Here is a 24,720-nt window from a genome sequence, read left to right on the forward strand (position 1 = left end):
GCTACACTTGCCCGCGTGACTCAAGCCGTTCATCTCACCGACCGTGATCCCCGCGTCAACCGCGACGAACTCCTCGGCGACTTCGTTCCACCTCCACAGTTTGAAGGTGTGTCCTTCGACAGCTACCGGCCGGACCCGGCACAGCCGTCTCAATCTCAGGCGCGTGACAGCCTGCAGGCCTTTGCGAACACGGGCCGAGGCGGGGGAGGGCTGTTCAAAAAGCTCTTCGGCAAGGGCGGAAAGCCAGCCGAGAAGGGCATCTACCTGGACGGCGGATACGGGGTGGGCAAAACGCACCTGCTGGCGTCAGCGTGGCACGCGTCGGACAAGCCCGCAGCATTCGGCACTTTTGTTGAGTACACCAACCTCATCGGCGCTCTGGGCTTTCCGACGGCAAAGGCCGAGCTGGAGAAGATGAAGCTCGTCTGCATTGACGAGTTCGAACTCGATGATCCCGGCGACACCGTCATGATGTCGCGCCTGATGCGCGAACTGACCGACGCCGGCACGAAGATCGTCGCAACGTCCAACACCCTGCCCGGCGCGTTGGGGCAGGGGCGTTTCGCGGCACAGGACTTCCTGCGCGAAATCCAGGCGCTGTCGAATCAGTTCAACGTGCTGCGCATTGACGGAGAGGACTACCGTCACCGCGAGATCACCCAACCGCCAGCGCCCTTGAGCGAAGATGAACTCAAAACTGCTGAAGATCGTCTGCTGCGCAGTGGTCGGACGCTTGCAGCAGATGACTTCGCCGGCCTCGTTGAGCATCTGCAGCGAATCCACCCGTCGAAGTACCGCAGGCTCATTGACGGTGTTCAGTTCGCGGCGTGGAGGCAGGTCGAACCGATCGGCAACGAAGGTGTCGCACTGCGCTTTGTGGCGCTGGTGGACCGACTCTACGACGCAGACATCGGGATCGTGAACTCCGGCATTCGCCTGGACCAGATCTTCTCCGAGGAAATGCTGGGCGGAGGCTACCGAAAGAAGTACATGCGCTGTCTTTCGCGCATGACGGCACTGTCGTCGAAGTCGGCTCAGGGGGCTGATCAGGTCGGCAGCTGACCGACTTTCCGCGTTCGTGCAGGGCGATCGGCGCGTGGTGACGAGCGTCACTGTGCGCCGATTTGGCTTTGGGGCAAAGGGTGTGTAAAGTTTAGTTCTGTTGCACGGCGCGAAGGAAAACTTCACAAGTGCACTGCGCGGATGTGGCTCAGTTGGTAGAGCATCACCTTGCCAAGGTGAGGGTCGCGGGTTCGAGTCCCGTCATCCGCTCTGGTTCGCCAGATATGGCGGTCGCCTCTGGTGGCGTGGCCGAGAGGCGAGGCAGCGGCCTGCAAAGCCGTATACACGGGTTCGAATCCCGTCGCCACCTCGAACAGGGCTGGCGCGATTGGCGCAGCGGTAGCGCGCTTCCTTCACACGGAAGAGGTCACTGGTTCGATCCCAGTATCGCGCACGGAGTTCGCTCTACAACTGAATAGCCTTAAACAGGCGCGATTGGCGCAGCGGTAGCGCGCTTCCCTGACACGGAAGAGGTCACTGGTTCGATCCCAGTATCGCGCACAGACAGCCGGGGTTAAAGCCCCGGCTTTTTCTTTGCAAACACGGGAAATCCGCGCGCTTCGGACAGTGGTGCTTAGGGATCCTGTCGGACTCACCGGTCCGAGCGGGAAAGCACAGACGCGGGGCAAAACGATTCTGCCCCGCGTTGCTGTCTGCGTCGTTACTTTACGGCGACGAACACCTTGTCTCCGAACAGTCCGGGAGCGACGGCCAGTACGCCCTCATCTGCACTGTCGGCGGGAACAGAGAAGGCAATGTTGCCTGTGATAGAAGCTCCCTCGTACAGGGTGGTCGTCGAATCGAGCTCATCCGGTGCGACAACGAGCGTGTCATAAGAGTCGACCGTGGTGCCGCTGGCGGTCACGTATTCGATGATCTCGAAAGGCATGGCTCCGTCCGGGTTGGTGCCGGTGTATTTGATCGTTACGTTTGCGAGGATATAAACCTCACCTTTGGGTGCAGGTTCGTTGAACTCGTTTTCGGACGCGATGGCCTTGTTGGCGTTGAGGTTCACGCTGTTGACCTTGACCGTCCACTCATCGGTCGAGACCGTGCTGCCCAGCGGGTGCGGGTTGGTGCGGGTGCCCTCTTCGTCGGATTCTTCAGCCTCGAGGGCATCGTCAGCTGAGGTCGGCTTTTCAACAGGCGCCGAGACTGAGGTGTCGTCGGAGAAGGCACCGCCAACCGCTGTTGCAACCACGGCGATGAAAACGATGAAGCCGATGATGGTGCCGATAATGGAGATGATGAGGCCGGCCAGGCCGAAGCCCTTCTTCTTGTCCTTCAGGCACAGGGCAACAATGCTCAAGATGAAGGCAGTCGGCAGGAGAATCCAACCGACGATCAGCGCGAAGGGAATGCACGCGAAAATGAAGCCGACCACGGCGGCGATGAAGCCGATTAGGCCGATCGTATTGTTTTCCTTCGCCGGGGGTGTGGGGGCAGGGGCATACCGGGGCGCTGCGGGGCCGGGTGCATAGGGTACGTTCAAGTCTTCATGCCTTTCGGGTAGAGCGCATTGAGGACAGGCCCAAAGGCATCTGTCTGCGTGCATAGTACCCAGAAAATTAGTACCAAGGGCCTAGGCGCGCAGAGTTTAGAAAATAGGTCCGGGTGACCGCCAGCTGGGTGCGAATCCCCGAGTTGTCAGTGAGGATACGCGGCTGCGTATCGGCAGCTTCTGTCGAAGTCTCACGGGTGAAGAATGGGCCGTAGTGCTCAACTGGGAATTGCTCCTCGTGCCTGCTGGTGCGACGAACGCATCACGACGGTGCCCCACGTGGGTATGATCTGCTCTGGAAATCCTGGGTCCGTTTGGCGCTATGCTGATGAGGTCCTGAAAGTTCGATGAAAATCGTTCTCGAATGAAACGCCCGACTATAAACGTAAGGAAGCCCTATGAGCGATACCCCTTCAGGTCAGAACGACTCCAACCCGCAGAACGGTTCCAACGGGGCCAACCCAGACCCGTCAGGCAGCAGCGTCGGAAACCCCAGTCAGGGCGACTACAGCCAGGGCAATTACGACGGATCCAACGGGGCAAACCCCGACCCGTCAGGAAGCAGCACCGGAAACTCCGGCCAGGGCGACTACAGCCAGGGCAATTACGGACAGGGCGACTACGGAAACCAGTACTCGCAGGCTGACTTCGGCAACAGCCAGCCTCAGACGGCCCAGCAGCCTGTCGGCAGCCAGGGTGATTTCGCGGACTACCAGCAGAGCCCGCAGGCCTATGACGCCAACAATATGTACGGTGCCGCCGGTACCGCCGGTTCAACCGAGAAGAACAGCCTCGGCGTCATCTCGCTGGTTTCAGGTGTTGTGGGCTTCGTTGTCTCGCTTGCGGGCATCGTCGCGATCGTCACGGGCTTTATGAGCCTCAAAGCGGTCAAGAACGGACAGGCAAACAACAGGGGCATGGGCCTGACCGGACTTATTCTGGGCTTCGTGACCACCGCGCTCGGCCTGATCGGCATTGTGGTTCTCATCATCATGATGGCTGTCGGCATCGGATCCGAAAGCAACACTGCTTCGCCGAGCAGCCCCAGCGGTGAGACCCAAGCCCCGGCTGCTCCCGGGGACGACGACGAAGCTGGAGCGGACTCCGCACCCGAGGGCGAAGGTGCTAAAGGCGGCGACTTCGATGCAGAGATCGACAAGGCCACCAAGATCGGCACATTCAAGGACATTGAGATTCATGCGCTGATCACCAGCGGCAAAGCTGCAGACACCGTCAGCCCCCAGACGTTCGCCAATCGTGAAGTTCTCGTCATCAAGTACTTCATGAAGAACGTCTCGGACAAGCCACTGAAGCCCGGCACGGGCAGGGTCCAATGCTTCGCCGACGGCGCCGACTGCTCGAGTTCAGTTTATGGACAGGTCGGGGACAGGGAGATGTCGAGCCCGATCTCCGACTTCGGCAAGAACCCGATCAAGCCTGACGAGGTCGAAGAGTTCTACACTGCACAGGCGATTGAGCCGAAGGCAGCAGAAAAAGCTGAAATCACACTGCTCATGACCAGTGAGGACTACCGCGACCGGCAGTCCTTCAAGATCAAGTGACACCAGCCGAAGCACGGTGATAGGCGCGGGGCGGGAACACTGTGTTCCCGCCCCGCTTCGCTCGTCATCGGGCAGATCACTCACTCAGTGCCCCCGCGCTGCGGCCGAGTTTCCCAATCGAGTGCCGATCAGCAACGAGACCCTCGCTGCCAGCGGGTACAGTAGAAGCGCTGAAACGACCACGTATAAGGAGAAGCCGTGTCTGACACGCTGACCGTCGCCGGAGAAGAAATTCCCTACACCGAAGGGATGACGAGCACCGAGCTCTTTGCATCCGACCCGACGACAGTGGCTGTTTGGATCAACGGCGCGTCGTGCGACCTGCATCGTCAGCTGCAGCCCGGTGATGTTGTTGAGCCCATCAGCATCAGCAGCGAAGAAGGACTGAACATTCTTCGCCACTCCACCGCACACGTTGTTGCCCAGGCCGTGCAGGAGCTGTTCCCCGGCACCAAACTGGGCATCGGCCCCTACATCACCGACGGCTTCTACTACGACTTTCAAGTCGAAGAGCCGTTCACACCGCAGGACCTCAAAGCCATTGAAAAGCGCTGTCAGCGGATTGTGAAAGAAGGCCAGACCTTCCACCGAGTCGAAGTCAGCGACGACGAAGCCCGCAGCCGCCTGGCAGACGAACCCTTCAAACTCGAACTCGTCGAAGACAAGGGCAAGGGCGCTGAAGGCGCGAGCGTCGAAGTCGGCGGCGGCCAGCTGACCATCTACGAAAACCGCAGCCGCAAGGGCGACATCGTATGGGAAGACCTCTGCCGGGGACCCCATCTGCCGTCAACCAAGCTCATCGGCAACGGCTTTGCGGTCACCAAATCCTCCGCTGCCTACTGGCGGGGCGATCAGTCCAATGCGAGCCTGCAGCGCGTCTACGGAACCGCCTGGCCCTCCAAAGACGAACTGCGCGCATACCAGGAGCGCATTGCAGAAGCTGAACGGCGCGACCACCGCAAACTCGGAGCGGAGCTCGACCTGTTCTCCTTCCCGGACGAACTCGGCTCGGGCCTGCCGGTATTCCACCCCAAGGGCGGCGTCATCAAAAGGGTCATGGAGGACTACGTCCGCCAGCGCCACATCGAAGAGGGCTTCGAGTACGTGGGCACCCCGCACATCTCAAAAGAAGCGCTGTACTACACCTCGGGCCACTTGCCGTACTACGGCGAGAACATGTTTCCGCCGTTCACCGTCGACAAGCACATCGCCGAGGACGGTACCGTCACCCACGAGGGCACTGACTATCGCCTGAAGGCGATGAACTGCCCCATGCACAACCTCATCTACCGTTCCCGCGGGCGCTCCTACCGCGATCTCCCGCTGCGGCTGTTCGAGTTCGGCACGGTGTACCGCGACGAACCGTCCGGTGTGATCCACGGTCTCACGCGCGTGCGCGGCTTCGCCCAGGACGATTCGCACTCCTACGTTGCAGAAGAGGACGCGGCGGCTGAAATCAAGCACCTGCTGGACTTCATGCTGTCGCTGCTGCGGGATTTCGGCCTGGACGACTTCTACCTCGAACTGTCCACTCGCGAAGTCGACGGTGCGAAGAAGGACAAGTTCATCGGCACGGACGAACAGTGGGAGATCGCGACAAGCACCCTGCGCGAAGTCGCCGAAGCCACGGGACTTGAGCTTGTTCCGGACCCGGGCGGTGCCGCTTTCTACGGCCCAAAGATCTCCGTGCAGGCCCGTGACGCCATCGGCCGCACCTGGCAGATGTCGACAGTCCAGATGGACTTCAACCAGCCGGAGCGATTCGACCTCGAATACAGCGCCTCAGACGGCACGCGCCGCCGCCCCGTCATGATCCACTCGGCCAAGTTCGGTTCGATTGAGCGCTTCATCGGCGTGCTCACCGAGCACTACGCGGGCGCGTTCCCCGTGTGGCTCTCACCGGTGCAGGCGGTGCTCGTCCCGGTGGCCGATGAATTCGACGACTACTGCTGGGACATTGCCCAAAAGCTCAAGGCCAGGGGAGTGCGCGTCGAAGTCGACACCTCCGATGACCGCTTCCCCAAGAAGATCCGCAACGCTTCGAAGTCCAAGGTCCCCTACACGCTCATTGCAGGCGGCGAAGACCGTGACGCGGGTGCGGTGTCCTTCCGCTTCCGCGACGGCAGTCAGGACAACGGCGTGCAGGTAGACGAAGCCGTAGAGCGGATCGTCAAGGCCATTGAAGATCGGGCGCAGGTCTGATGACGGGCATTCCCGAACCTGAAGCGGCTGCCGGCTTTCCCGGCGAACCCGATGGGCTGCAGAGACTGTGGACTCCCCATCGCTTCGTCTACGTCGGCGGCGAAGACAAGCCCGCCGACTCAAGCGAGCAGTCCTGCCCGTTCTGTGCCGCACCTGAGCGCAGCGACGAAGACGGTCTCATCGTGGCTCGCGGAGAACACGCCTTCGTCATCCTGAACCTGTACCCGTACAATCCGGGCCACGTGCTCGTGTGTCCGTACCGCCATGTTGCCGACTACACGGACCTGACACCCGCGGAAACCGTTGAAGTCGCGCAGATGTCGCAGAAGATGATGCGCGTGATCCGGGCGGTGTCCTCGCCGCACGGCTTCAACTTGGGTATGAACCAGGGTGCGGTCGCCGGTGCGGGGATTGCCGCTCATCTGCACCAGCACATCGTGCCGCGGTGGGGCGGGGATGCAAACTTCTTCCCGATCATCGCCGAGACTAAGGCGCTGCCGCTGGTCCACGGGCAGGTGCAGAAGCTCTACAGCGAAGAATGGAACCGGCAGGAACCCCATAACGGCGATGCTCACCTCTAAGCTCCGAGGTGCGGTCGAAGTCTGCACGCGACCAGTTGCGGCTGTACTCGGCCGATTGGGGCTTACGCCTAACGCGATCACGGTGATCGGGACCGTTGGCACCGCAGTGTCGGCTGCCGTCCTGTACCCGCTGCAGCACTACCTTCTGGGTACTCTCGCGGTGACGTTCTTTGTTCTGTTCGACATGCTCGACGGGACACTCGCCCGACTCCGCGGCACCACCAGCAGGTGGGGCGCCTTTCTCGATTCGACACTGGATCGGATTGCCGACGGGGCGGTGTTCGGCAGCCTGGCCGCCGCAGCTTTTCTGAGCGGCCGGGCGGCCGCGGGAGGACTGGCTCTGTCGGCTTTGGTCTTCGCGTTCACGGTCTCGTACACCCGCGCCCGAGGTGAGGCTGTCGGAGGCGATGGGTCCGGAGGGCTGATGGAGCGCACGGAGCGTTTGATCGTGGTGCTCGTCGCCGCCGGTTGTGTCGGCCTCGGGGCGCCGTATAGTGTGCTCACTAGCGCACTTGCACTGGTTGCCGCCGGTGCCCTTGTGACTGTTTTTCAGAGAATGCGCTCGGTTTTCCTGAGCGTGAAATCGGAGGACACGGTATGAAGGTCCGCACGGCTGCCCGCGTGGTGCTTCTCAATGCTGAAGACGAAGTGTTCATGCTCCAGTGCCGCGACCTGGGGGATCATTCGCGACGCTACTGGTTCACCGTAGGCGGCGGAGCTGAACTGGGGGAGACCTCGAAGCAGACTGCGGCCCGGGAACTCGCCGAAGAGACCGGCATTGAATGTGAACCGTCTGATCTTCTGGGCCCCTTGGCCACGTGCCGTGTGTCCATCCAGTTCTCAACCGGTGTGCTGGTGCAGGACGAGGTGTACTTCGGCATGCGCTTCACCGAGGACATTGATCTTGACGAAGCTATGTGGAGTGATAGGGAAAAGGCCGCCATCACGGGTGCACGCTGGTGGTCAAAAGAGGAAGTCGAGAAGTCTTCCGAGGTGATCTACCCGCCCGAACTGCCTTTCCTCATCGACCTTGTCTGTGTGGGCGTGGAGCCCGTATCGCCGTTGCCCCTGAACGGTCCCGGCGGCGCGGAGTAGACGGCCGGCCGCTTTGCCCCGGTGGTGGTCTTACAATGTAGATCGGACATCAATCGAACGCGAGGAGAGATTTCGTGGCAGGTCACTCAAAATGGGCTACGACTAAACACAAAAAGGCCGCTATTGACGCAAAGCGCGGCAAACTCTTCGCGAAGCTGGTTAAAAACATCGAAGTCGCGGCACGCGCCGGCGGTCCCGACGTCGAAGGCAACCCCACCCTGTTCGATGCGATTCAGAAGGCCAAGAAGAACTCCGTTCCGGCTGACAACATCGAACGCGCAGTCAAGCGCGGCGGCGGTCTCGACGGCGACGGCGTCGAATATTTCCCCATCACCTACGAAGCCTACGGGCCTGGCGGCGTTGGCCTGCTCATCGAGTGCTTGACCGACAACAAGAACCGCGCCGCCTCTGACGTCCGCGTTGCGGTCAGCCGCAACAACGGCAACCTGGCCGACCCCGGTTCGGTCGCCTTCAACTTTGCGCGCAAGGGCGTCGTCGTGGTCAAGCAGTCTGCGGCTGATGACATGGCGATCCTCGAAGCCACAATGGACGCAGGTGCCGAAGAGGTCAAAGACCAGGGCGAAACCTGGGAGGTGATCTCGGAGGCCACCGATCTGGTGCCCGTCCGATCTGCCCTCCAGGAAGCCGGCATTGACTACGACAGCGCTGACCTTGCCTTCGTCCCGAACGTCGAAGTTCCGCTGTCGGTCGAAGACGCACGCAAGCTTGCCGCGCTCGTCGATGCGATCGAAGACCTCGACGACGTGCAGAACATCTACGACAACGCTGACATCTCCGACGACACAGCGGCTGCCCTAGCCGAAGACTGACATGCGTGTCCTCGGCGTCGATCCCGGGCTGACCCGCTGCGGTATCGGGGTCATCGACTCCGGGCGCGCATCCCGGCCGTCGCTCGTGGCAGTCGACGTCATTCGCACCGACGCCTACGGAGCGTCAGATGTCAGGCTGGGCCTGATTGCGGATGCCTTCGACCGCTTTCTCGACGACTGCAGGCCGGACATCGTTGCAATCGAGCGGCCGTTTGCGCGTTCGGACGTTTCGACGATTATGGGAACAGCGCAGGCTTCCGGGCTCACCATGGGCCTTGCGGCTCGTCGCGGAATCCCGGTGGCCATGCACACCCCATCGGAAATCAAAAAAGCTGTTTCCGGCAACGGGCGAGCGGATAAGAAGCAGGTGACGAGCATGGTCACCCGGATTCTCAGACTCAACGCTCCTCCCAAGCCCGCCGATGCCGCAGACGCCCTGGCAGTCGCCATCTGCCACCTGTGGCGCGGGGCGGTGGGAGCGCAGTCGACCCCCGGTTCGACAAAGGACGTTCTGGCCCGGCGGGCGCAGGGTCTGCAGGGTTCGGGCATGACAAAGGCGCAGGAACAGTGGGCCGCGGCGATTCGGACCGCCAAATCACGCTGACGAAGTGGCATACTGTTTTCGCACACCTGTTCTAAAACTCTGAGGGTTTTTGTTGATCAGCTTTATTCAGGGAAGCGTTGAATCGATCCACGCTGACTCCGTTGTCGTCCTCACCCACGGGATTGGGCGCAAAGTCTTTGTCAGCCCGTCGCTTCTGAGCGGCGTTCGGCACGGTCAAGAGGTCGGCATTCACACGGAGCTCGTTGTTCGTGAAGACGCGCTGACGCTGTTCGGCTTTTCCTCCCGTGATGAACGAGACACCTTCGTTGCCCTGCAGTCGGCATCGGGTGTTGGCCCCAAGCTGGCCATGGCGGTGCTGGCGGTCCTCACCCCCGGCGAGCTCGCCGCCGCGGTAGAAGACGGAGACACCAAGGCCCTTACGCGCGTACCGGGTGTTGGGCCGAAGGTCGCCGGACGCCTGGTGCTGGAGCTGTCCGGAAAGATCACGGTCACGCCGACGGGTGCGGGCTCTGCTCCACGGGCTGCTGGCAAACAGTCGATCATCGCAGAAGTCGTGCAGGCGCTTATCGGCCTGGGATGGAAAGAGGCAAACGTCCAACCTGTTGTGGAAGCGGCGGCTGAAGACGATGCCAACAGCGATGTCAGCAGCCTGCTCAAAGCCAGCCTGCGCACTCTCGGGAAGAAGCGATGAGCGACGGCTACGAAATCGACTTCGGCGGCGACGAACCGACGCCGGCCGAACTTGAACGGCTCATGAGCGCCGGCGCCGGTTCGGATGAGCGCGCAGCCGAAGCCGCCCTTCGCCCCAAGGGCCTGGATGACTTCACGGGACAGCCCCAGGTTCGCGAGCAGCTGTCTCTTGTGCTCGATGCAGCGCGAGCTCGCGGCAAGGCTCCCGATCACGTGCTGCTCTCCGGGCCGCCGGGCTTGGGCAAGACAACGCTGGCGATGATTATCGCCCACGAAATGAACTCGCAGATCCGCATCACTTCGGGTCCTGCTGTGCAGCACGCGGGGGATCTCGCCGCGATCCTGTCCTCGCTCGAAGAAGGCGAGGTGCTCTTCATCGACGAAGTGCACCGAATGGCCCGTGCCGCCGAAGAAATGCTGTACGTGGCCATGGAGGACTTCCGGGTCGACGTCATTGTGGGCAAAGGCCCCGGCGCCACCGCGATTCCGCTGGACCTTCCGCCGTTCACTATGGTCGGTGCGACTACTCGCAGCGGTCTGCTTCCCGCGCCCCTGCGCGACCGGTTCGGCTTCACGGGCCACCTGGACTTCTATTCGCCGCAAGACCTGCTCATTGTTCTGCGCAGATCAGCGCGCATGCTCGGCATCGAAGCCGATTCTGAAGGGCTGGCAGAAATCGCCGGACGCTCTCGCGGCACTCCGCGCATTGCCAATCGCCTGCTGCGGCGCGTACGCGACTGGGCCCAGGTGCGCGGAAGCGGCGTCATCGATCTGCACGCTTCCCAGTCGGCCCTGGAAGTCTACGAGGTCGACAGTCGCGGTCTCGACCGCCTGGACCGCGCGGTGCTCGACACACTCTGTCGTCGTTTCGGCGGGGGACCGGTGGGTCTGCAGACCCTCGCGGTGTCAGTCGGCGAAGAATCCGAAACGGTCGAAGAGGTCGCCGAACCGTTCCTCGTGCGCGAAGGCCTGCTGTCGCGCACCCCGCGCGGCCGAATAGCAACCGCGGAAGGGTGGGAGCACATCGGCCTCACCCCGCCCGAGGGTGCTTTTTCTCAAATGTTCTGAGAAGGCCTGCCAACAGGGGCGCTCGACGACGGTTTTCGGAGTGATTGACGTCGACGGTAGAATATCCGAGGTTTGTTCTGACCCCATAAGCGAAAGAGGTTTCCGGTGAACCCCAATGTCCTCATTATGCTCGCCCTCGGCGCGCTGCTGATCTTTATGATGGTCAGCTCCCGCCGCAAGCAGAAGGCCCACCAGGAGCAGATCGCCCGCGGTCTCGTACCCGGTGCACGCATCATGACCGGTGCCGGAATCTTCGGCACCGTCGTCTCGGTTGACGAAGAGACCAACCAGGTGACAATCGAATCCGGCCCCGGAACCCAGCTCATCATCCACCGTCGGTCCATCGGCCATATCGAAGCGAACGAACCGGCAGCACCTGCGGAGCAGAGTTCCCATCAGGGACCCATTCAGCGTGACGACGCCGATGAATCGCCGCTGAAGAACTCCGAACCCAGCATCACCGACGCCGAACTCGACGCTCACAACGAAGCCAAGCGCGCAAAGGGCGACGACGCCGACAGCTCAGACGACACCAAGTAACACCAACCAGAAAGCAGACCGTGTCCGCTTCAGATAAAAAAGCTCGCCCCGGACGCAGCTTCGCAGTGCTTGGGGTCTTCTCAGCACTGCTGGCTGGCCTGGTTGCCCTGGGGGCCGTGTTCTCCTCGGCAACCTGGGCCCCGAAGCTCGCCCTCGACCTCGAAGGCGGCACCTCGATCATCCTGGAACCCCAGATCAAAGATCAGCAGGTGACCAAAGAACAGCTGGAACAGGCAGTCGAGATCATCCGACAGCGCGTCGACTCCACGGGCGTGTCGGAAGCTGAGATCTCCACTCAGGGCGACCGCAACATCGTCGTGAACCTGCCGGGCAACCCTGACGAAAAGACCCGAGACCTCGTCCGCTCATCAGCTCAGCTGTCCTTCCGCCGCGTAGCCTTCGTCGGCCCGCCCGAATCCGCTGCTGCTCAGGAAAAGCAGCAGAAAGAACAAGAGGATTCACAGAAGAAGAAATCCGACGAGCTGTCCGAAGAAGACCAGAAGCGGATTGAGGACCTAATCGGAGATCAGGAAGGTGAGCAGCAGGACGGTGAAGCGCCCCAGGGCGGCGGAACCGCATCCGCTCCGGCTGATGGCGAAGACGCCAAGAAGCCCGCTGAAGAATCGCCCTCTGCCGAGCCCAAAGGCACAGAGGGCAAAGATGACGACGGCAAGCGTCCCCGCTTTGACCCGATGACCGACAACAGCTGGCAGTCGCAGAAGGTGATGAAGGAATTCACCGAGCTCGACTGCACCGATCCGGCCAACCGCACAGGCGGCAAGCAAACCCCGGCTGACGAAGTCGTCGTTGAATGTGCGCAAGACGGATCGGCCAAATTCGTGCTCGGCCCGGTTGAGCTTTCCGGTGAACACGTCAAAGACGCTTCCTACGGCTTCGAAACCTCGTCGTCGGGTCAGCAGACCAACCGCCTGGCCGTCACTATGGAGTTCGACGACGTCGGCCGCAAAGTGTTCGGCGAAATCACGCAGACAATCACCGGCCTGCAGCAGCCGTACAACCAGTTCGCAATCGAACTCGACGGGCTCGTGCTCTCAGCACCGGCATCGCAGTCAGCTGTCACCGACGGTCGGGCGCAGATCACCGGAAGCTTCTCTGAAGAAGAAGCCCAGACGCTGTCGAACCAGCTCAAGAACGGTGCCCTGCCGATTTCCTTCCAGGTGCAGTCCGAAGAGCAGATCTCGCCCACCCTCGGTGCTGACTACCTGCAGAAGGGTCTCATCGCAGGCGCAATCGGCCTGCTGCTCGTGGTCCTGTACTCGGTGCTGCAGTACCGCGCGCTGTCGACTGTGACAATCGCCAGCCTCGTGGCGGCGGGAATCCTCACCTACCTCCTGCTGCTGTTCGCATCCTGGCGCTACGGCTACCGCCTGTCGTTGGCCGGTCTGGCCGGCATCATCATCGGCATCGGCATGACGGCAGACTCGTTCATCGTCTACTTTGAGCGCATCCGAGACGAGATCCGCGACGGCCGTCGTCTGACGTCTGCCGTCGAAGTCGGCTGGGTGCGCGCCCGCCAGACAATCTACGCCTCGAAGGCAGTCAACATGCTGGCGGCGGTCATTCTGTACATCCTCGCCGTCGGTTCGGTGCGCGGCTTCGCCTTCACACTGGGGCTTACGGTGATCGTCGACGTCATCATCGTCGTGTTCTTCACCCACCCGATGCTGCAGCTGTTGGCACGGACGAAGTTCTTCGGTGAAGGCCACCCGATGTCCGGTATGGATCCACGTCAGCTGGGCGTCAAGCCGGCCGCCTACCGCGGTGCCATGGGCCTTGACCTCGAAAAAGCGCGACAGAAGACCACCGGACGCTCCGCCGAGGAAGCTCAGCGGCGAGAAGGTGCGCGCAGGCGCCGGGAGCGCGACACATCGTCATCGCTTGCCGCACGCAAAGCCGCAGCCGCCGAACAGGCAGGAGAAGACTGATGAAGAAGTTCTTTGATTTCGGCAACAAGCTGCACTCGGGCGAAGTTTCGATCCCGTTCGTGCGCAAAGGCAAGCTGTGGTTGGGTCTTGCCGCCCTTCTGACGGTCCTGTCGCTGCTGGTTCCCGTTGTCCGCGGTGCAGCCGGCGCCGAGCCGTTCAACCTGGGCATCGCCTTCACCGGCGGTTCGGAATTCCAGGTCGACCACGTTGACTCCTCAGCTGAAGCGCAGGCCAACAAGGCCGTCAACGACGCGGTGCCCGGTGCCGAACCGCGCACGGTGCCGACGTCGAACGACTCGCTGAAGATCGAAACGCGCCAGCTCAATGATGACGAAATGCAGAAAGTGCGCGATTCGCTCATTGAGTCCTTCGAAGTCAGCCCCGAGAACGTCACCTCGAACTTCGTCGGTCCGCTGTGGGGGCAGAACATCACCAAGAAGATGACGCTCGCACTAGTCATCTATGTTGGTCTTGCGCTCATCATCATGGCGCTGTACTTCCGGACCTTCAAGATGTCGCTGGCTGCGATTGTCGGCCTGTTCTTCGTCATGGTGCTCACCACCGGCATCTACGCGGCAACGGGCTTTGAGATCACTCCCGAGGCGATCATCGGCTTCCTTACGGTGCTTTCGTTCTCGCTGTACGACACGGTGGTGGTCTTCGACAAGATCCGCGAGACCACGAAGGACTTTGAGAAGAACCGCAAGCAGACGTTCTCATCGCTTGTCGAACTCGGCGTCAACCAGACCACTGTCCGGTCGATCAACACGACCGCCATCGGCGCGCTGCCGATCGGTGCGATTCTGTTCATCGGCGTGTTCCTCCTGGGAGCGGGAACTCTCACTGACATCGCCCTGTCGCTGTTCGTCGGCACGATCGTCGCCACAGTTTCGACGCTGTTCGTGGCCTCGCCCCTATACGCGGTTCTGCGCAGGACAGAGCACAAAGTCCGACAGCAGGAGCGCCTGGTGGAGACTGCTGCAGAAGCCGGAAGCGAAAAGGAGCGCGTCGCTTCGTGACGCGCTGAACCGGCGGCTCGTGTTCTGACCCCGAAGGTGCTTCCCCGCGCGTACAATGGGGAAGCACCTTCGGCGTTTCAGAGGGGAAGATGACTCAACAGCCACACTCAGGTTCCGGTCGACGCGGACTCAGCCGTCGCTTTGCTTTTTGGACGGCGCGCGCACAGAACAGTCCGCAGACGCCGAAAGTCCTGGCGCCGCTGCTGCAGATCGTCAAAGAGAACCATCCGAAGCTCGACACGGACGTGATCCTTCGGGCCTACCGCCTGGCAGACAAGGCCCACAAGGGGCAGATGCGCCGAAGCGGCGATCCCTACATCACACATCCGGTGGCGGTCGCGACTATCCTCGCTGAAATCGGCATGCCGCCCATTACGCTTGCGGCTGCGCTGCTGCACGACGTCGTCGAAGACACGGACTATTCACTTGACTATGTTCGCGAAGAGTTCGGGAACGAAATCGCCGTCATGGTCGACGGCGTGACAAAACTCGACAAAATCGAGTACGGACAGGCCGCGCAGGCTGAGACGGTGCGCAAGATGGTCATCGCGATGTCGCGCGATATTCGAGTGCTCGTCATCAAGCTGGCCGACCGGCTGCACAATGCCCGCACGTGGAAGTACGTATCGGCAGAATCTTCGTCCCGCAAAGCCCGTGAGACCCTCGACATCTATGCTCCGCTGGCTCACCGCCTGGGTATGAACACCATCAAGTGGGAACTGGAGGACCTGTCCTTCCAGGCGCTGTACCCCAAGGTGTATTCGGAGGTCGTGCGTCTCGTGGCCGAGCGCACACCCGAACGCGACAAGTACCTGGGCATCGTCGCCAAAGAGCTCGGCGCAGAACTTGCCGAGGCGAACATCGACGCCGACATCACCGGAAGACCCAAGCACTACTATTCGGTCTATCAGAAGATGGTCGTCCGCGGCCACGACTTCGAAGACATCTATGACCTTGTGGGCGTTCGCGTGCTGGTTGAAACAGTCCGCGAGTGCTATGCCGTGCTCGGCCTTGTCCACTCTCACTGGAGCCCCGTCACCGGACGCTTCAAGGACTACATTGCGATGCCGAAGTTCAACATGTACCAAAGCCTGCACACGACGGTCATCGGGCCGTACGGCAAACCTGTTGAGATTCAGATTCGCACCCGCGAAATGCACCGCCGCGCAGAGTTCGGCGTTGCGGCCCACTGGAAGTACAAGAACAGGGGCGGCAACGCCTCGACTCTGGGCACTGCCGGTGCCCGCACCGCTAAAGTCGGCGACGGCGGGGAAGTCGATCAGGTCGCGTGGCTTCGCCAGCTGATGGACTGGCAGAAGGACGTCCAGGACCCCGATGAATTCCTCGACAGCCTGCGCTATCAGGTCAGTGCGCAGGACGTCTACGCTTTCACTCCCAAGGGCGACATCGTGTCCCTGCCATCCGGGGCAACCCCGGTGGACTTCGCGTACACGGTGCACACCGAGGTGGGACACAAGACAATCGGCGCGCGCGTCAACGGCCGTCTGCTTCCGCTGGATACCCCGCTGAGCAATGGCGATGTCGTCGAAGTGCTGACTTCAAAGGACGAAAACGCGGGCCCCAGCCGCGACTGGCTGACCTTTGTGGCTTCGGCCCGAGCGCGCAACAAGATCCGCCAGTGGTTCTCCAAGGAGCGCCGAGAAGAGGCCATTGAAACCGGCCGCGAACAGCTGGCCCGAGCCATGCGCCGGCACCACCTGTCTGCCGAACGGCTCATGAGCAGCGAAGCGCTCGAAGCCGTCACCACCGGACAGCACTATGACAATGTCTCCGCCCTCTACGCCGCCATCGGCAACGGAACCATCTCTGCCGCCCACGTGGTCGACCTGCTGGCTCGCGAAGTCGAAAACGACAGTGAGGATGCCGAAGAGACCACAGCCATCCCGCTGTCGAATGCTTCTGGCCGGTCCCGCGGACACCATTCGTCGACCGCGGGTGTGCGGGTGAAGGGTGTGGACGACATCCTCATCAAACTCGCACGGTGCTGCACTCCCGTGCCCGGTGACGAGATCATCGGCTGGGTCACCCGGGGTGACGGGGTTTCGGTGCACAGGCAGGACTGCCGCAACGTGGCTCAGCTGAAGGCCTCGCCCGAGCGGATCATTGACGTCGAATGGGTGGCCGACGCTCGCGGTGTCTACTTGGTGCAGATTCAGGTTGAAGCACTCGACCGAGCGGGTCTGCTGTCGGATATCACCAAGGTGCTCACCGACAATCACGTCAACATCCTGTCGGCAACGATCGCCACGTCGAAAGCACGCGTTGCCCAGTCGCGCTTCGTCTTCGAAATGGGGGACTCGGGCCATCTGGACACGGTTCTCAAGGCGGTGCGCAAAGTCGATGGTGTGTTCGACGTCTATCGCATCACCGGCTGATAGCCGCGGTCACCGGCCACCGCTGGTGGCCGCGGGGCGACTGCCGAAACCGCCTGCGCAGGTCACAGCCCCGTGTGCGAGGCGGGATCGACCGAGCGCAGAAGTCTGCGGATTTCAACAACCCCGGGACGACGAAAGGAGTCTTCGGCCAATGCTGCCAGGGCTCTGCGCTGCTGCGGGGCGGTCGGTGCAAGAACGGCGCGGGCAGCCCGTCTGCGCCGAGTGAGGTCCTCGATCGGCAGAACGCAGTCGACAACCAGGTCGAACAGCGTTTTGAGCGGTTCGGTCAGGCGACACTCACCCAACTGGCGATACTCCTCGCGGCTGAGACTGCGCTCCCACACCGCGGTGCCTTCGGGGGCTCTGCGCACGCGGCGCCGGCTCAGAGTCGTGACGTCCAACAGCGCCGGAGCCTGCGCTGTGCCCCACCACACCCAGTGCGCCGCAGCGTGTGAAAAGGCGGTGCCGTGCACGGGCGGGGCTCCCAGAGCTGCCGCGCGCAGCGCAGGGGTCAGCACCGCGCCCGATCGAATCCACGCGGTGTCAGTCAGCTGTATCAGCAGGCCATCGCGCCTGAGCGAATACAGTTGGAGTGCGCTCAGCGGATGCCCGGTGCGAATGATCGTGTCCATGCATCCACTTTCTGAGGTCAGCGCCGACGAAACAAGAGGCCCCCGAAAGCTGTGGATAACTTCCGGGGGCCGTCAGCCGTTTAGCGGTCAGCTGAAGTCAGCAGCTGTGCGGCGCAGCTGATCGAGCCACTGCTCCTTGGTGGCCAGCTCTTCGCGCAGTTCTGCGGCCGTGGCAGAATCGCCGGCGGCTTCTGCCTTGTCGGCCTCGTCCTTCAGCTGGGCGGTCTGCTGCTCCAGCTGGGCGAGCATGCCCGAGGCGCGGTCCTGCTTGTCTGGGTCGGTGCGCTTCCATTCGGCGTGTTCTGCCTGGTCGATTGCGCGTTCGACTTCGCGCAGTCCGCTTTCCATGCGGCTGATGTCAGCCCGGGGGACAGGACCGGCTTCTTCCCACTTGTCCTGAATGGTGCGCAGCTGCTGCTTGGCCTTCTTGTGGTCTTCAACCGGCAGAAGCGCCTGCGCTTGGGCCAGCAGCTCCTCTTTCACCTGGAGGTTTCCGCGGTATTCTTCGTCGCGCTCGGCTTGATCAGCGCTGCGCGCACCGAAGAACGTGTCCTGGGCGGCGCGGAAGCGCTCCCACAGTTTGTCGTCGTCCTTGCGCTGGGCGCGCGGTGAGGCCTTCCACTGGTTCATGAGTTCGCGGAAGCGGCTGCTGGTTTCGCGCCACGCGGTCGAATCAGCGAGCTGTTCGGCTTCTTCGACGATCTTCTCTTTGATCTTCTTGCCTTCAGCGCTGCGCTTGTCGAGTTCGGCGAAGAACTCGCGGCGCATCTTTTCGAAGGTTCCGCGCGCTGATTTGAAGCGGTCCCACAGTTCTGTGTCCTGTGCGCGGGGAATGCGTGGGAAGCTCCTTTGGATCTCCTTCCATTCGTCGAAGAGTTCGCTCATCTTCGCCGAGGTGTTCTTCCAGTGGATGCTGCCGGGCGCCTGGGCAATGAGCCCTTCTGCACGCTCAATGACGCTCACGCGCTTCTTCACGCCTTCTTCGCGTGCTTTCTCGTGATCTGCGGCCTGGTCTTTCGCAGCGTCCTCCGCGCGCTTCTCGAGTGCGTCGAGGCGCTCCTTGAGCCCTTCGACGTCGCCGACAACACGGGCCTCTTCAAGGTCGGTTCGCGCCTTTGCCGCCGAGCGGATGATGTCCTCCGCCTTCGTGCCGGCGGCCAAGCGCTCTTCCAACAGGTCAACCGCTGAGGCGTGTTCGAGGAACCTGCGCGCGTAGAACTCAAGCGCCTGCTCTTTCGAGGCCGACGGGTACTGGCCGACTGCGACTTCGCCTTTGGAGGTTGTCAGGTACACATTGCCTTCGTCATCTGCGCGTCCGCAGTTCATTGCCGCAATGAGCGCCTGCGAGCTCGGCTGAGCGGGGGCTGCGGCGGCTGGGCGAGGAGCCGGCTTGGGGGCGGGGCGCGGTTTGGGAGCGGGTGAGTCGGTCATCGTCTGCCTTCGGGTTGTCTGTCGGACGGCGCCTGCGGCGCGAAACACTGCCAGCATAGCGATTCTTCCGTTTTTCTGTTCGAATGCGGCGGCCTGTTCGGCAGCCGGGGCGCCGTTTTCCCTCCTGTTCTTCTGCGCCGGGCGGCTTAAGCGCGGGCCGAAAGCGGCGGGGCTGGACCCGCTGTGCGCCGTGTCGGCGACGGTCATTAGACTGTCGGCTATGCGCATCCTCAATTCAGAGGCCCCTTTTCTAGGCGTCAACTGCTATGCCGCCGCCGCGGACACAGGCGGCGAATGCGTGCTTTTCGACGCCGGTTTCGGAAACACGGATGCTCTTGCAGAGGGACTGAAGCAGCACGGGCTGACCCCCGTGGCTGTTCTTCTGACTCACGGCCACATCGATCACGTTTTGGGTCTGCCCGACTACCGGCGGCACTGGGATGTTCCGGTGTGGCTGCACGAGGCCGACGTCTACCGGCTGGATGATCCCGCGGCGACCATGTCCGCGCAGTTCCAGCCCATGCTTGCCGACGTTCTGCACGGCTGGGAGCCACCGGAGGTCGAGCTATTTGTCGATGGTCGTGAATGGGAGCTTGCCGGTCTGCGCATCGCGGCCCACCATCTTCCCGGCCACACGGAGGGCTCTACCGTGTTCTGCGTCACAGATGACTCTGACGCGGTCTACTTCAGCGGTGATGTTCTGTTCGCCGGATCCATCGGCCGGACTGATCTTCCCGGGGGAGACCACGCCACGATGGAGGCGTCCCTGTCGAAGCTGCGCACCTTCACCCCAGCGCCGGTCTATCCCGGACACGGTCCCAGCACTGAACTGGCCCGCGAAATCGCTGCCAACCCGTTTCTTGTCGGCTGAGCCCGATCCACCTTTTTCGAACCACGGATCTTTCAAGGAGCACTGTCATGTCCAAAGCCGCAAAGCTCTCGGGTTTCCCCGAATGGCTTCCGCAGGACCGGATCATTGAGGAGCGCGTCCTCGATCTGCTCAAACACACCTTTGAGCTCAACGGATTCGCCGCCGTGAACGTGCGCGCTGTCGAACCGCTGTCGATCCTCGCCAAAGACGGTGAAATCGACAAAGAGATCTTCACCCTCGGCAGGTTGCACTCGGAGGGCAGGGAGCGCAACCCGCTGGGTCTGCACTTCGACCTCACAGTGCCGACCGCCCGCTACGTTCTGGAAAACGCCGGCCACCTGAACTTTCCGTTCAAGCGCTACTCCATCCAGCCGGTGTGGCGCGGTGAACGTCCGCAGGACGGGCGGTTCCGCGAATTCATCCAGGCCGACATCGACGTCATCGGGGACGAAGTTCTCGCCGACCACTTCGAAGTCGAGATCCCGCTGGTCATGGTGCAGGCGTTTGACGCGCTGCGCGAATTGGGCGTACCGGAAGCGGGAATTGTCGCCAACAACCGCAAACTCCTCGAAGGCTTTGCCCGTGGGCTCGGCTTGGAGGATGTCACCTCGGTTCTGCGCGCTATCGACAAACTCGACAAGATCGGACTGGAAAAGGTCGAGGAACTGCTGATCGAAACCGCTGGCGCTGATCACGTCCAGGCCAAGCAGTGCCTGCGTCTGGCCGAAATCGAATCTGCAAGTTCGGATTTTGCCGAAGACGTCATCGCCCTCGGTGTGGAGCACCCGCTGCTGGACGAGGGGATCGCCACCCTTGTCACCCTTCTCGACTCTGCGAATCGTCTACGCCCCGGAGCCGTCAAAGCGCAGCTGAAAATCGCTCGCGGTCTCGACTACTACACGGGAACCGTGTACGAAACCTTCCTCAAGGGCCACGAATCTCTGGGCTCGGTCGCCTCCGGCGGTCGCTATGACGCACTGGCCAAGACTGACAAGAAGGTCTACCCCGGCGTGGGCATGTCGCTGGGGGTTTCCCGGCTCATGTCCCGGCTCGTCGGCGCCAACCGGACACTCACCGCAACTCGCGGCGTGCCGACCGCAGTTCTCGTCGCAGTCACCGCAGAAGACCAGAGACCGGAAGCCGACCAGATCGCCGCGGCACTGCGCAGCAGGGGCATACCGGTCGATGTCTCACCGTCGGCTGACAAGTTCGGCAAGCAGATCCGCTACGCAGAACGCCGTGGGATTCCATTCGTGTGGTTCCCTTCGGCCGAAACCGGCAGCGAAGTCAAAGACATTCGGACAGGCGAACAGGTTTCTGCTGACCCGGACCTGTGGGCACCGCCAGAAGACGACATCTGGCCGCGCGTGCTGCGCGTCGACGCTGAGTGAGCCCACTGCCGTGACGGCTAAACTGAACACAGACACCCTCGAAACAAACCCCAAGGAGACCGCGCAGTGCTGAGAACCCGCGAAGCAGGATCCCTGCGTCTGACCGACAAAGGTCAGACCGTCACCCTCACCGGATGGGTCGATCGGCGCCGTGACCACGGCGGTGTGGCATTCATCGACCTCCGCGATGCCTCGGGCATTGTGCAGGTGGTCGTCCGCGAAGACGTTGCCGACCGCCTGCGCAGTGAATCCGTCATCAAAGTGACAGGAACCGTCGAAGCGCGCCCGGAAGGCAACGCCAACCCGCAGCTGCCCACCGGTGACATCGAAGTGGTCGACACCCAGGTCGAACTGCTCAGCCTGGCAGAAGCCCTTCCGTTCCAGGTTTCCGACCACGCCGAAGACTCAGGCCAGGTGGGCGAAGAAACCCGCCTGCGCTACCGCTACCTCGACCTGCGCCGTTCCGAGCAGGCAAAGCGAATACGCCTGCGCTCCAACGCCAACCGCGCGGCTCGCCGCGTGCTGGATCACCACGGCTTCATCGAAGTCGAAACCCCCACGCTCACCCGCTCCACCCCTGAAGGTGCGCGCGACTTCCTCGTGCCGGCCCGCCTCAAGCCCGGTTCCTGGTACGCCCTGCCGCAGTCTCCGCAGCTGTTCAAGCAGCTGCTTCAGGTCGGCGGCATCGAGAAGTACTACCAGATTGCCCGGTGCTACCGCGACGAAGACTTCCGCGCTGATCGCCAGCCGGAATTCACACAGCTGGACATCGAAGCGTCCTTTGTCGAACAGGAAGACGTCATCGCCATCGCCGAAGACATCCTGCGCGAAGTGTGGGCTCTTATCGATGTGGAACTGCCCGCCTCAATTCCGCACATGACCTACCACGAGGCCATGGCCCGCTACGGTTCGGACAAACCGGACCTGCGCTTCGACCTCGAACTGACCGAACTGACAGAATTCTTCAAGGACACGCCGTTCCGTGTGTTCCAGGCTCCCTACGTCGGCGCTGTCGTCTACCCGGGCGGTGCTTCGCTGCCGCGCCGTCAGCTGGATGCCTGGCAGGAATGGGCCAAGCAGCACGGTGCGAAGGGGCTGGCCTATGTGCTCATCGGCGAGGACGGCGAACTCGGCGGTCCCGTCGCCAAGAACCTGTCGGAGACCGAACGCGCTGGCCTGCAGGAGGCAGTCGGGGCGTCGGGCGGCGACGCAATCTTCTTTGCCGCCGGCGAAAAGGGCGCATCGCGGGCCCTGCTGGGGGCTGCGCGCGGTGAAATCGCCGAACGCACCGGCCTGATCAAAGACGGTGACTGGGCCTTCGTCTGGATTGTCGACGCCCCCATGTTCGAATCAGCCGAAGAGGCCGAAGCCGCCGGCGACGTCGCTGTCGGCAGCGGAAAGTGGACGGCCGTTCACCACGCCTTCACAGCACCCAAGCCCGAACACCTCGACACGTTCGACCAGGACCCCGCTTCGGCTCTGACAAACGCCTACGACATCGTGTGCAACGGCAACGAAATCGGCGGCGGATCGATCCGCATCCACCGTCGCGACGTGCAGGAGCGCGTTTTCAAAGTCATGGGGCTGGACGAACAAGAAGCGCAGGAGAAGTTCGGATTCCTGCTCGAGGCATTCAGCTACGGCGCGCCCCCGCACGGCGGCATCGCCTTCGGATGGGACCGCATTGTGGCCCTGCTGGCGGGCACCGATTCGATTCGCGACGTCATCGCCTTCCCGAAGACCGGTGCGGGCTTCGACCCGCTGACGGCTGCACCAGCGCCGATCACCGCTCAGCAGCGCAAGGACGCCGGCGTTGACGCAGGGCCGAAGGAATCAAAGGACGCCTGATTGGCTGACCTGTTCTCCGCGGAGCCCGAACCGCAAGACGGTTCGGGCTCCGCGTCTGCTCTCGACCCGCTGGCGGTGCGCATGCGCCCGCGGACAATGGACGAAATAGCAGGGCAGAAGCACCTCACCTATCCGGGGTCCCCGCTGCAGCAGCTGGCCACCTCGCAGGCCGGTTCAAAGGCCGGCCCCAGCTCCGTCATCCTGTTCGGCCCGCCGGGGGTCGGCAAGACCACAATCGCCCACGTGGTGTCACACGCCCCAGACCGTTCTTTTGTCGAACTCTCAGCCATTTCGGCAACTGTCAAGGACGTGCGCCAGGTCATCGAAACCGCGCGCAATGATCGCGACCTCTACGGGCGCACAACAGTCCTCTTCCTCGATGAGATCCACCGATTCACAAAAGCCCAGCAGGACGCACTGCTGCCGGCGGTGGAGAACCGGCTTGTGGTGCTGGTTGCCGCGACAACCGAGAACCCGTCCTTTTCCGTTATCGCCCCGCTCGTTTCGCGATCGCTGGTGTTGCAGCTCGAACCGCTGGCAGAAGACGACATCCGCGCACTTATTGACCGCGCTCTGCACTCACCGCGCGGTCTGGCCGACGGCTACAAACTTCAGAACGAAGCCCTCGAGCACATTGTGCAGACCGCGTCCGGTGACGCACGCAAGTCACTGACCGTCCTCGAGGCCGCCGCAGGCATCGCAGAGGCTCGCGCAGATGCCGGAACTCCGGTGATCACAGAAGCTGAGGTCCGCGAAGCCGCCAATGAAGCCCGCGTGCGCTATGACCGCGCGGGGGACCAGCACTACGACGTCGTCTCGGCGTTCATAAAGTCGATTCGCGGCTCCGACCCCGATGCCGCGCTGCACTATCTTGCGCGCATGATCTCGGCGGGGGAGGACCCGCGGTTCATCTGCCGCAGAATAGTGATCTCCGCATCCGAAGACATCGGCATGGCTGACCCGCAGGCACTCACGGTGGCAGTGTCAGCACAGACTGCGGTTGAGCGGATCGGCATGCCAGAAGGACGCATACCCATGGCGCAGGCAGTTGTCTACCTGGCCTGCGCGCCGAAGTCGAACGCATCCTACCGAGCAATCGGGGAAGCGCTGGCCGACATCAAGAAGGGCAGCTTCGGCGAAGTTCCCAAACCGCTGCGCGATGCCCACTATCCCGGTGCAAAAGCACTCGGTCACGGCGTCGACTACCGCTACTCACACGACTACCCGTTCTCAGTTTCACCGCAGGAGTACATGCCCGAACCGCTGCGCGGCAGGCGCTACTACCGGCCCACCGGCAACGGCGCAGAGCGCTCCATGGAGGACCGTCTGATTGCCCTCGAACAGCTGCGCAGCGGAAGATCGCCCCGCACGGCCGACGCTGAAACGGGTGAGCCGGCACAGGCAGAAGGCGAACAGGAAGACTGACAGCGGCACCTCGTCAGAGGAGTGTGGGCGCTGACACGCCAACCCGCGTTGTGTCGCGGGAGGCG

Annotated in this window: 21 protein-coding genes and 4 tRNA genes; 22 read left to right on the plus strand and 3 right to left on the minus strand. The window is 62.4% G+C overall.

The window, feature by feature from the left end; translation table 11 throughout:
- The first annotated feature begins 15 nt into the window (after window positions 1-15).
- From zapE to HMPREF3162_RS02810, 5 genes are all read left to right on the plus strand, one after another.
- The gene (zapE, locus tag HMPREF3162_RS02790) at window positions 16-1,062 is read left to right on the plus strand and encodes a cell division protein ZapE (RefSeq protein ID WP_070776900.1); all 1,047 of its coding nucleotides are present in this window, start codon (window positions 16-18) and stop codon (window positions 1,060-1,062) included.
- A gap of 137 nt (window positions 1,063-1,199) precedes the next feature.
- Window positions 1,200-1,272 (plus strand) — tRNA-Gly (locus tag HMPREF3162_RS02795).
- Window positions 1,273-1,301: 29 nt separating this feature from the next.
- Window positions 1,302-1,372: transfer RNA gene (locus tag HMPREF3162_RS02800), tRNA-Cys, on the plus strand.
- A gap of 12 nt (window positions 1,373-1,384) precedes the next feature.
- Window positions 1,385-1,456: transfer RNA gene (locus tag HMPREF3162_RS02805), tRNA-Val, on the plus strand.
- A gap of 35 nt (window positions 1,457-1,491) precedes the next feature.
- A tRNA-Val gene (locus tag HMPREF3162_RS02810) sits at window positions 1,492-1,563 on the plus strand.
- A gap of 160 nt (window positions 1,564-1,723) precedes the next feature.
- On the opposite strand, the gene HMPREF3162_RS02815 is transcribed toward HMPREF3162_RS02810, so the two are convergent.
- The gene (locus tag HMPREF3162_RS02815) at window positions 1,724-2,554 is read right to left on the minus strand and encodes a DUF4352 domain-containing protein (RefSeq protein ID WP_256282626.1); all 831 of its coding nucleotides are present in this window, start codon (window positions 2,552-2,554) and stop codon (window positions 1,724-1,726) included.
- Between the two features lie 407 nt (window positions 2,555-2,961).
- On the opposite strand from HMPREF3162_RS02815, the gene HMPREF3162_RS02820 reads away from it, so the two are divergent.
- From HMPREF3162_RS02820 to HMPREF3162_RS02880, 13 genes are all read left to right on the plus strand, one after another.
- Window positions 2,962-4,125 carry a DUF4190 domain-containing protein gene (locus HMPREF3162_RS02820; protein WP_070776847.1) on the plus strand — a complete coding sequence of 388 codons (1,164 nt, stop codon included), beginning with the start codon at window positions 2,962-2,964 and terminating at the stop codon, window positions 4,123-4,125.
- Window positions 4,126-4,374: 249 nt separating this feature from the next.
- Complete coding sequence (thrS, locus tag HMPREF3162_RS02825) at window positions 4,375-6,327, plus strand: threonine--tRNA ligase (protein ID WP_371089255.1); 1,953 nt, start codon at window positions 4,375-4,377, stop codon at window positions 6,325-6,327.
- A complete protein-coding gene (locus tag HMPREF3162_RS02830) occupies window positions 6,327-6,908 on the plus strand; it encodes an HIT family protein (RefSeq protein WP_070572496.1) in 582 nt (193 codons plus the stop codon). The genes thrS and HMPREF3162_RS02830 overlap by 1 nt, the downstream gene beginning before the upstream one ends.
- Window positions 6,895-7,509 carry a phosphatidylinositol phosphate synthase gene (gene pgsA / locus HMPREF3162_RS02835; protein WP_070572498.1) on the plus strand — a complete coding sequence of 205 codons (615 nt, stop codon included), beginning with the start codon at window positions 6,895-6,897 and terminating at the stop codon, window positions 7,507-7,509. The genes HMPREF3162_RS02830 and pgsA overlap by 14 nt, the downstream gene beginning before the upstream one ends.
- Window positions 7,506-8,003 (plus strand): NUDIX hydrolase, encoded by a 498-nt coding sequence (locus tag HMPREF3162_RS02840; protein WP_070776849.1) that lies wholly within the window; start codon window positions 7,506-7,508, stop codon window positions 8,001-8,003. The genes pgsA and HMPREF3162_RS02840 overlap by 4 nt, the downstream gene beginning before the upstream one ends.
- Before the next feature lie 74 nt (window positions 8,004-8,077).
- On the plus strand, window positions 8,078-8,833 hold the full coding sequence (locus tag HMPREF3162_RS02845; protein WP_070572502.1) for a YebC/PmpR family DNA-binding transcriptional regulator: 756 nt from the start codon (window positions 8,078-8,080) through the stop codon (window positions 8,831-8,833).
- A gap of 1 nt (window position 8,834) precedes the next feature.
- Window positions 8,835-9,437, plus strand: a complete 603-nt coding sequence (ruvC, locus tag HMPREF3162_RS02850; RefSeq protein WP_070776850.1) for a crossover junction endodeoxyribonuclease RuvC — start codon at window positions 8,835-8,837, stop codon at window positions 9,435-9,437.
- Between the two features lie 52 nt (window positions 9,438-9,489).
- Window positions 9,490-10,089 (plus strand): Holliday junction branch migration protein RuvA, encoded by a 600-nt coding sequence (gene ruvA / locus HMPREF3162_RS02855; protein WP_070776851.1) that lies wholly within the window; start codon window positions 9,490-9,492, stop codon window positions 10,087-10,089.
- Window positions 10,086-11,156 carry a Holliday junction branch migration DNA helicase RuvB gene (gene ruvB, locus HMPREF3162_RS02860; protein ID WP_070572507.1) on the plus strand — a complete coding sequence of 357 codons (1,071 nt, stop codon included), beginning with the start codon at window positions 10,086-10,088 and terminating at the stop codon, window positions 11,154-11,156. Before ruvA ends, ruvB begins: the two co-directional genes overlap by 4 nt.
- Window positions 11,157-11,261: 105 nt before the next feature.
- Window positions 11,262-11,696 (plus strand): preprotein translocase subunit YajC, encoded by a 435-nt coding sequence (yajC, locus tag HMPREF3162_RS02865; RefSeq protein WP_070572509.1) that lies wholly within the window; start codon window positions 11,262-11,264, stop codon window positions 11,694-11,696.
- Between the two features lie 20 nt (window positions 11,697-11,716).
- The gene (gene secD / locus HMPREF3162_RS02870; protein WP_070572510.1) at window positions 11,717-13,642 is read left to right on the plus strand and encodes a protein translocase subunit SecD; all 1,926 of its coding nucleotides are present in this window, start codon (window positions 11,717-11,719) and stop codon (window positions 13,640-13,642) included.
- A complete protein-coding gene (gene secF / locus HMPREF3162_RS02875) occupies window positions 13,642-14,661 on the plus strand; it encodes a protein translocase subunit SecF (protein ID WP_070572512.1) in 1,020 nt (339 codons plus the stop codon). The genes secD and secF overlap by 1 nt, the downstream gene beginning before the upstream one ends.
- A gap of 89 nt (window positions 14,662-14,750) precedes the next feature.
- Window positions 14,751-17,057, plus strand: coding sequence for a RelA/SpoT family protein (locus tag HMPREF3162_RS02880; protein ID WP_070572514.1), 2,307 nt, complete (start codon window positions 14,751-14,753; stop codon window positions 17,055-17,057).
- 62 nt (window positions 17,058-17,119) lie between these two features.
- On the opposite strand, the gene HMPREF3162_RS02885 is transcribed toward HMPREF3162_RS02880, so the two are convergent.
- Both HMPREF3162_RS02885 and HMPREF3162_RS02890 read right to left on the minus strand, forming a co-directional pair.
- Window positions 17,120-17,689 (minus strand): hypothetical protein, encoded by a 570-nt coding sequence (locus tag HMPREF3162_RS02885; protein ID WP_070776852.1) that lies wholly within the window; start codon window positions 17,687-17,689, stop codon window positions 17,120-17,122.
- 87 nt (window positions 17,690-17,776) lie between these two features.
- Entirely contained in the window at window positions 17,777-19,327 is a 1,551-nt protein-coding gene (locus HMPREF3162_RS02890; protein WP_256282631.1) for a DUF349 domain-containing protein, read from the minus strand.
- 13 nt (window positions 19,328-19,340) lie between these two features.
- Between HMPREF3162_RS02890 and HMPREF3162_RS02895 the strand changes: the two genes are divergently transcribed.
- The 4 genes from HMPREF3162_RS02895 to HMPREF3162_RS02910 all read left to right on the plus strand — a co-directional run bounded on the left by HMPREF3162_RS02895 (window position 19,341) and on the right by HMPREF3162_RS02910 (window position 24,655).
- Complete coding sequence (locus tag HMPREF3162_RS02895; RefSeq protein ID WP_070572518.1) at window positions 19,341-19,991, plus strand: MBL fold metallo-hydrolase; 651 nt, start codon at window positions 19,341-19,343, stop codon at window positions 19,989-19,991.
- 47 nt (window positions 19,992-20,038) lie between these two features.
- Window positions 20,039-21,382 (plus strand): histidine--tRNA ligase, encoded by a 1,344-nt coding sequence (gene hisS, locus HMPREF3162_RS02900; protein WP_070776853.1) that lies wholly within the window; start codon window positions 20,039-20,041, stop codon window positions 21,380-21,382.
- A 66-nt stretch (window positions 21,383-21,448) separates the two neighbouring features.
- Window positions 21,449-23,230: an aspartate--tRNA ligase gene (aspS, locus tag HMPREF3162_RS02905; protein WP_070572522.1), complete on the plus strand. Its 1,782-nt coding sequence runs from the start codon at window positions 21,449-21,451 to the stop codon at window positions 23,228-23,230.
- Window positions 23,231-24,655: a replication-associated recombination protein A gene (locus tag HMPREF3162_RS02910; protein ID WP_070572524.1), complete on the plus strand. Its 1,425-nt coding sequence runs from the start codon at window positions 23,231-23,233 to the stop codon at window positions 24,653-24,655.
- The last annotated feature ends 65 nt before the right edge of the window (window positions 24,656-24,720 follow it).

It is taken from the genome of Brevibacterium sp. HMSC07C04 (assembly GCF_001815905.1).
Taxonomy (GTDB): Bacteria; Actinomycetota; Actinomycetes; order Actinomycetales; family Brevibacteriaceae; genus Brevibacterium.

Bases quoted from the DNA above. Each gene is read 5' to 3' on its own strand.
- HMPREF3162_RS02820 (WP_070776847.1), top strand. From the start codon at position 2,962: ATGAGCGATACCCCTTCAGGTCAGAACGACTCCAACCCGCAGAACGGT.
- thrS (WP_371089255.1), top strand. From the start codon at position 4,375: ATGACGAGCACCGAGCTCTTTGCATCCGACCCGACGACAGTGGCTGTT.
- HMPREF3162_RS02830 (WP_070572496.1), top strand. From the start codon at position 6,327: ATGACGGGCATTCCCGAACCTGAAGCGGCTGCCGGCTTTCCCGGCGAA.
- pgsA (WP_070572498.1), top strand. From the start codon at position 6,895: ATGCTCACCTCTAAGCTCCGAGGTGCGGTCGAAGTCTGCACGCGACCA.
- HMPREF3162_RS02840 (WP_070776849.1), top strand. From the start codon at position 7,506: ATGAAGGTCCGCACGGCTGCCCGCGTGGTGCTTCTCAATGCTGAAGAC.
- ruvC (WP_070776850.1), top strand. From the start codon at position 8,835: ATGCGTGTCCTCGGCGTCGATCCCGGGCTGACCCGCTGCGGTATCGGG.
- ruvB (WP_070572507.1), top strand. From the start codon at position 10,086: ATGAGCGACGGCTACGAAATCGACTTCGGCGGCGACGAACCGACGCCG.
- secF (WP_070572512.1), top strand. From the start codon at position 13,642: ATGAAGAAGTTCTTTGATTTCGGCAACAAGCTGCACTCGGGCGAAGTT.
- HMPREF3162_RS02880 (WP_070572514.1), top strand. From the start codon at position 14,751: ATGACTCAACAGCCACACTCAGGTTCCGGTCGACGCGGACTCAGCCGT.
- HMPREF3162_RS02885 (WP_070776852.1), bottom strand. From the start codon at position 17,689: ATGGACACGATCATTCGCACCGGGCATCCGCTGAGCGCACTCCAACTG.
- HMPREF3162_RS02890 (WP_256282631.1), bottom strand. From the start codon at position 19,327: ATGACCGTCGCCGACACGGCGCACAGCGGGTCCAGCCCCGCCGCTTTC.
- HMPREF3162_RS02895 (WP_070572518.1), top strand. From the start codon at position 19,341: ATGCGCATCCTCAATTCAGAGGCCCCTTTTCTAGGCGTCAACTGCTAT.
- hisS (WP_070776853.1), top strand. From the start codon at position 20,039: ATGTCCAAAGCCGCAAAGCTCTCGGGTTTCCCCGAATGGCTTCCGCAG.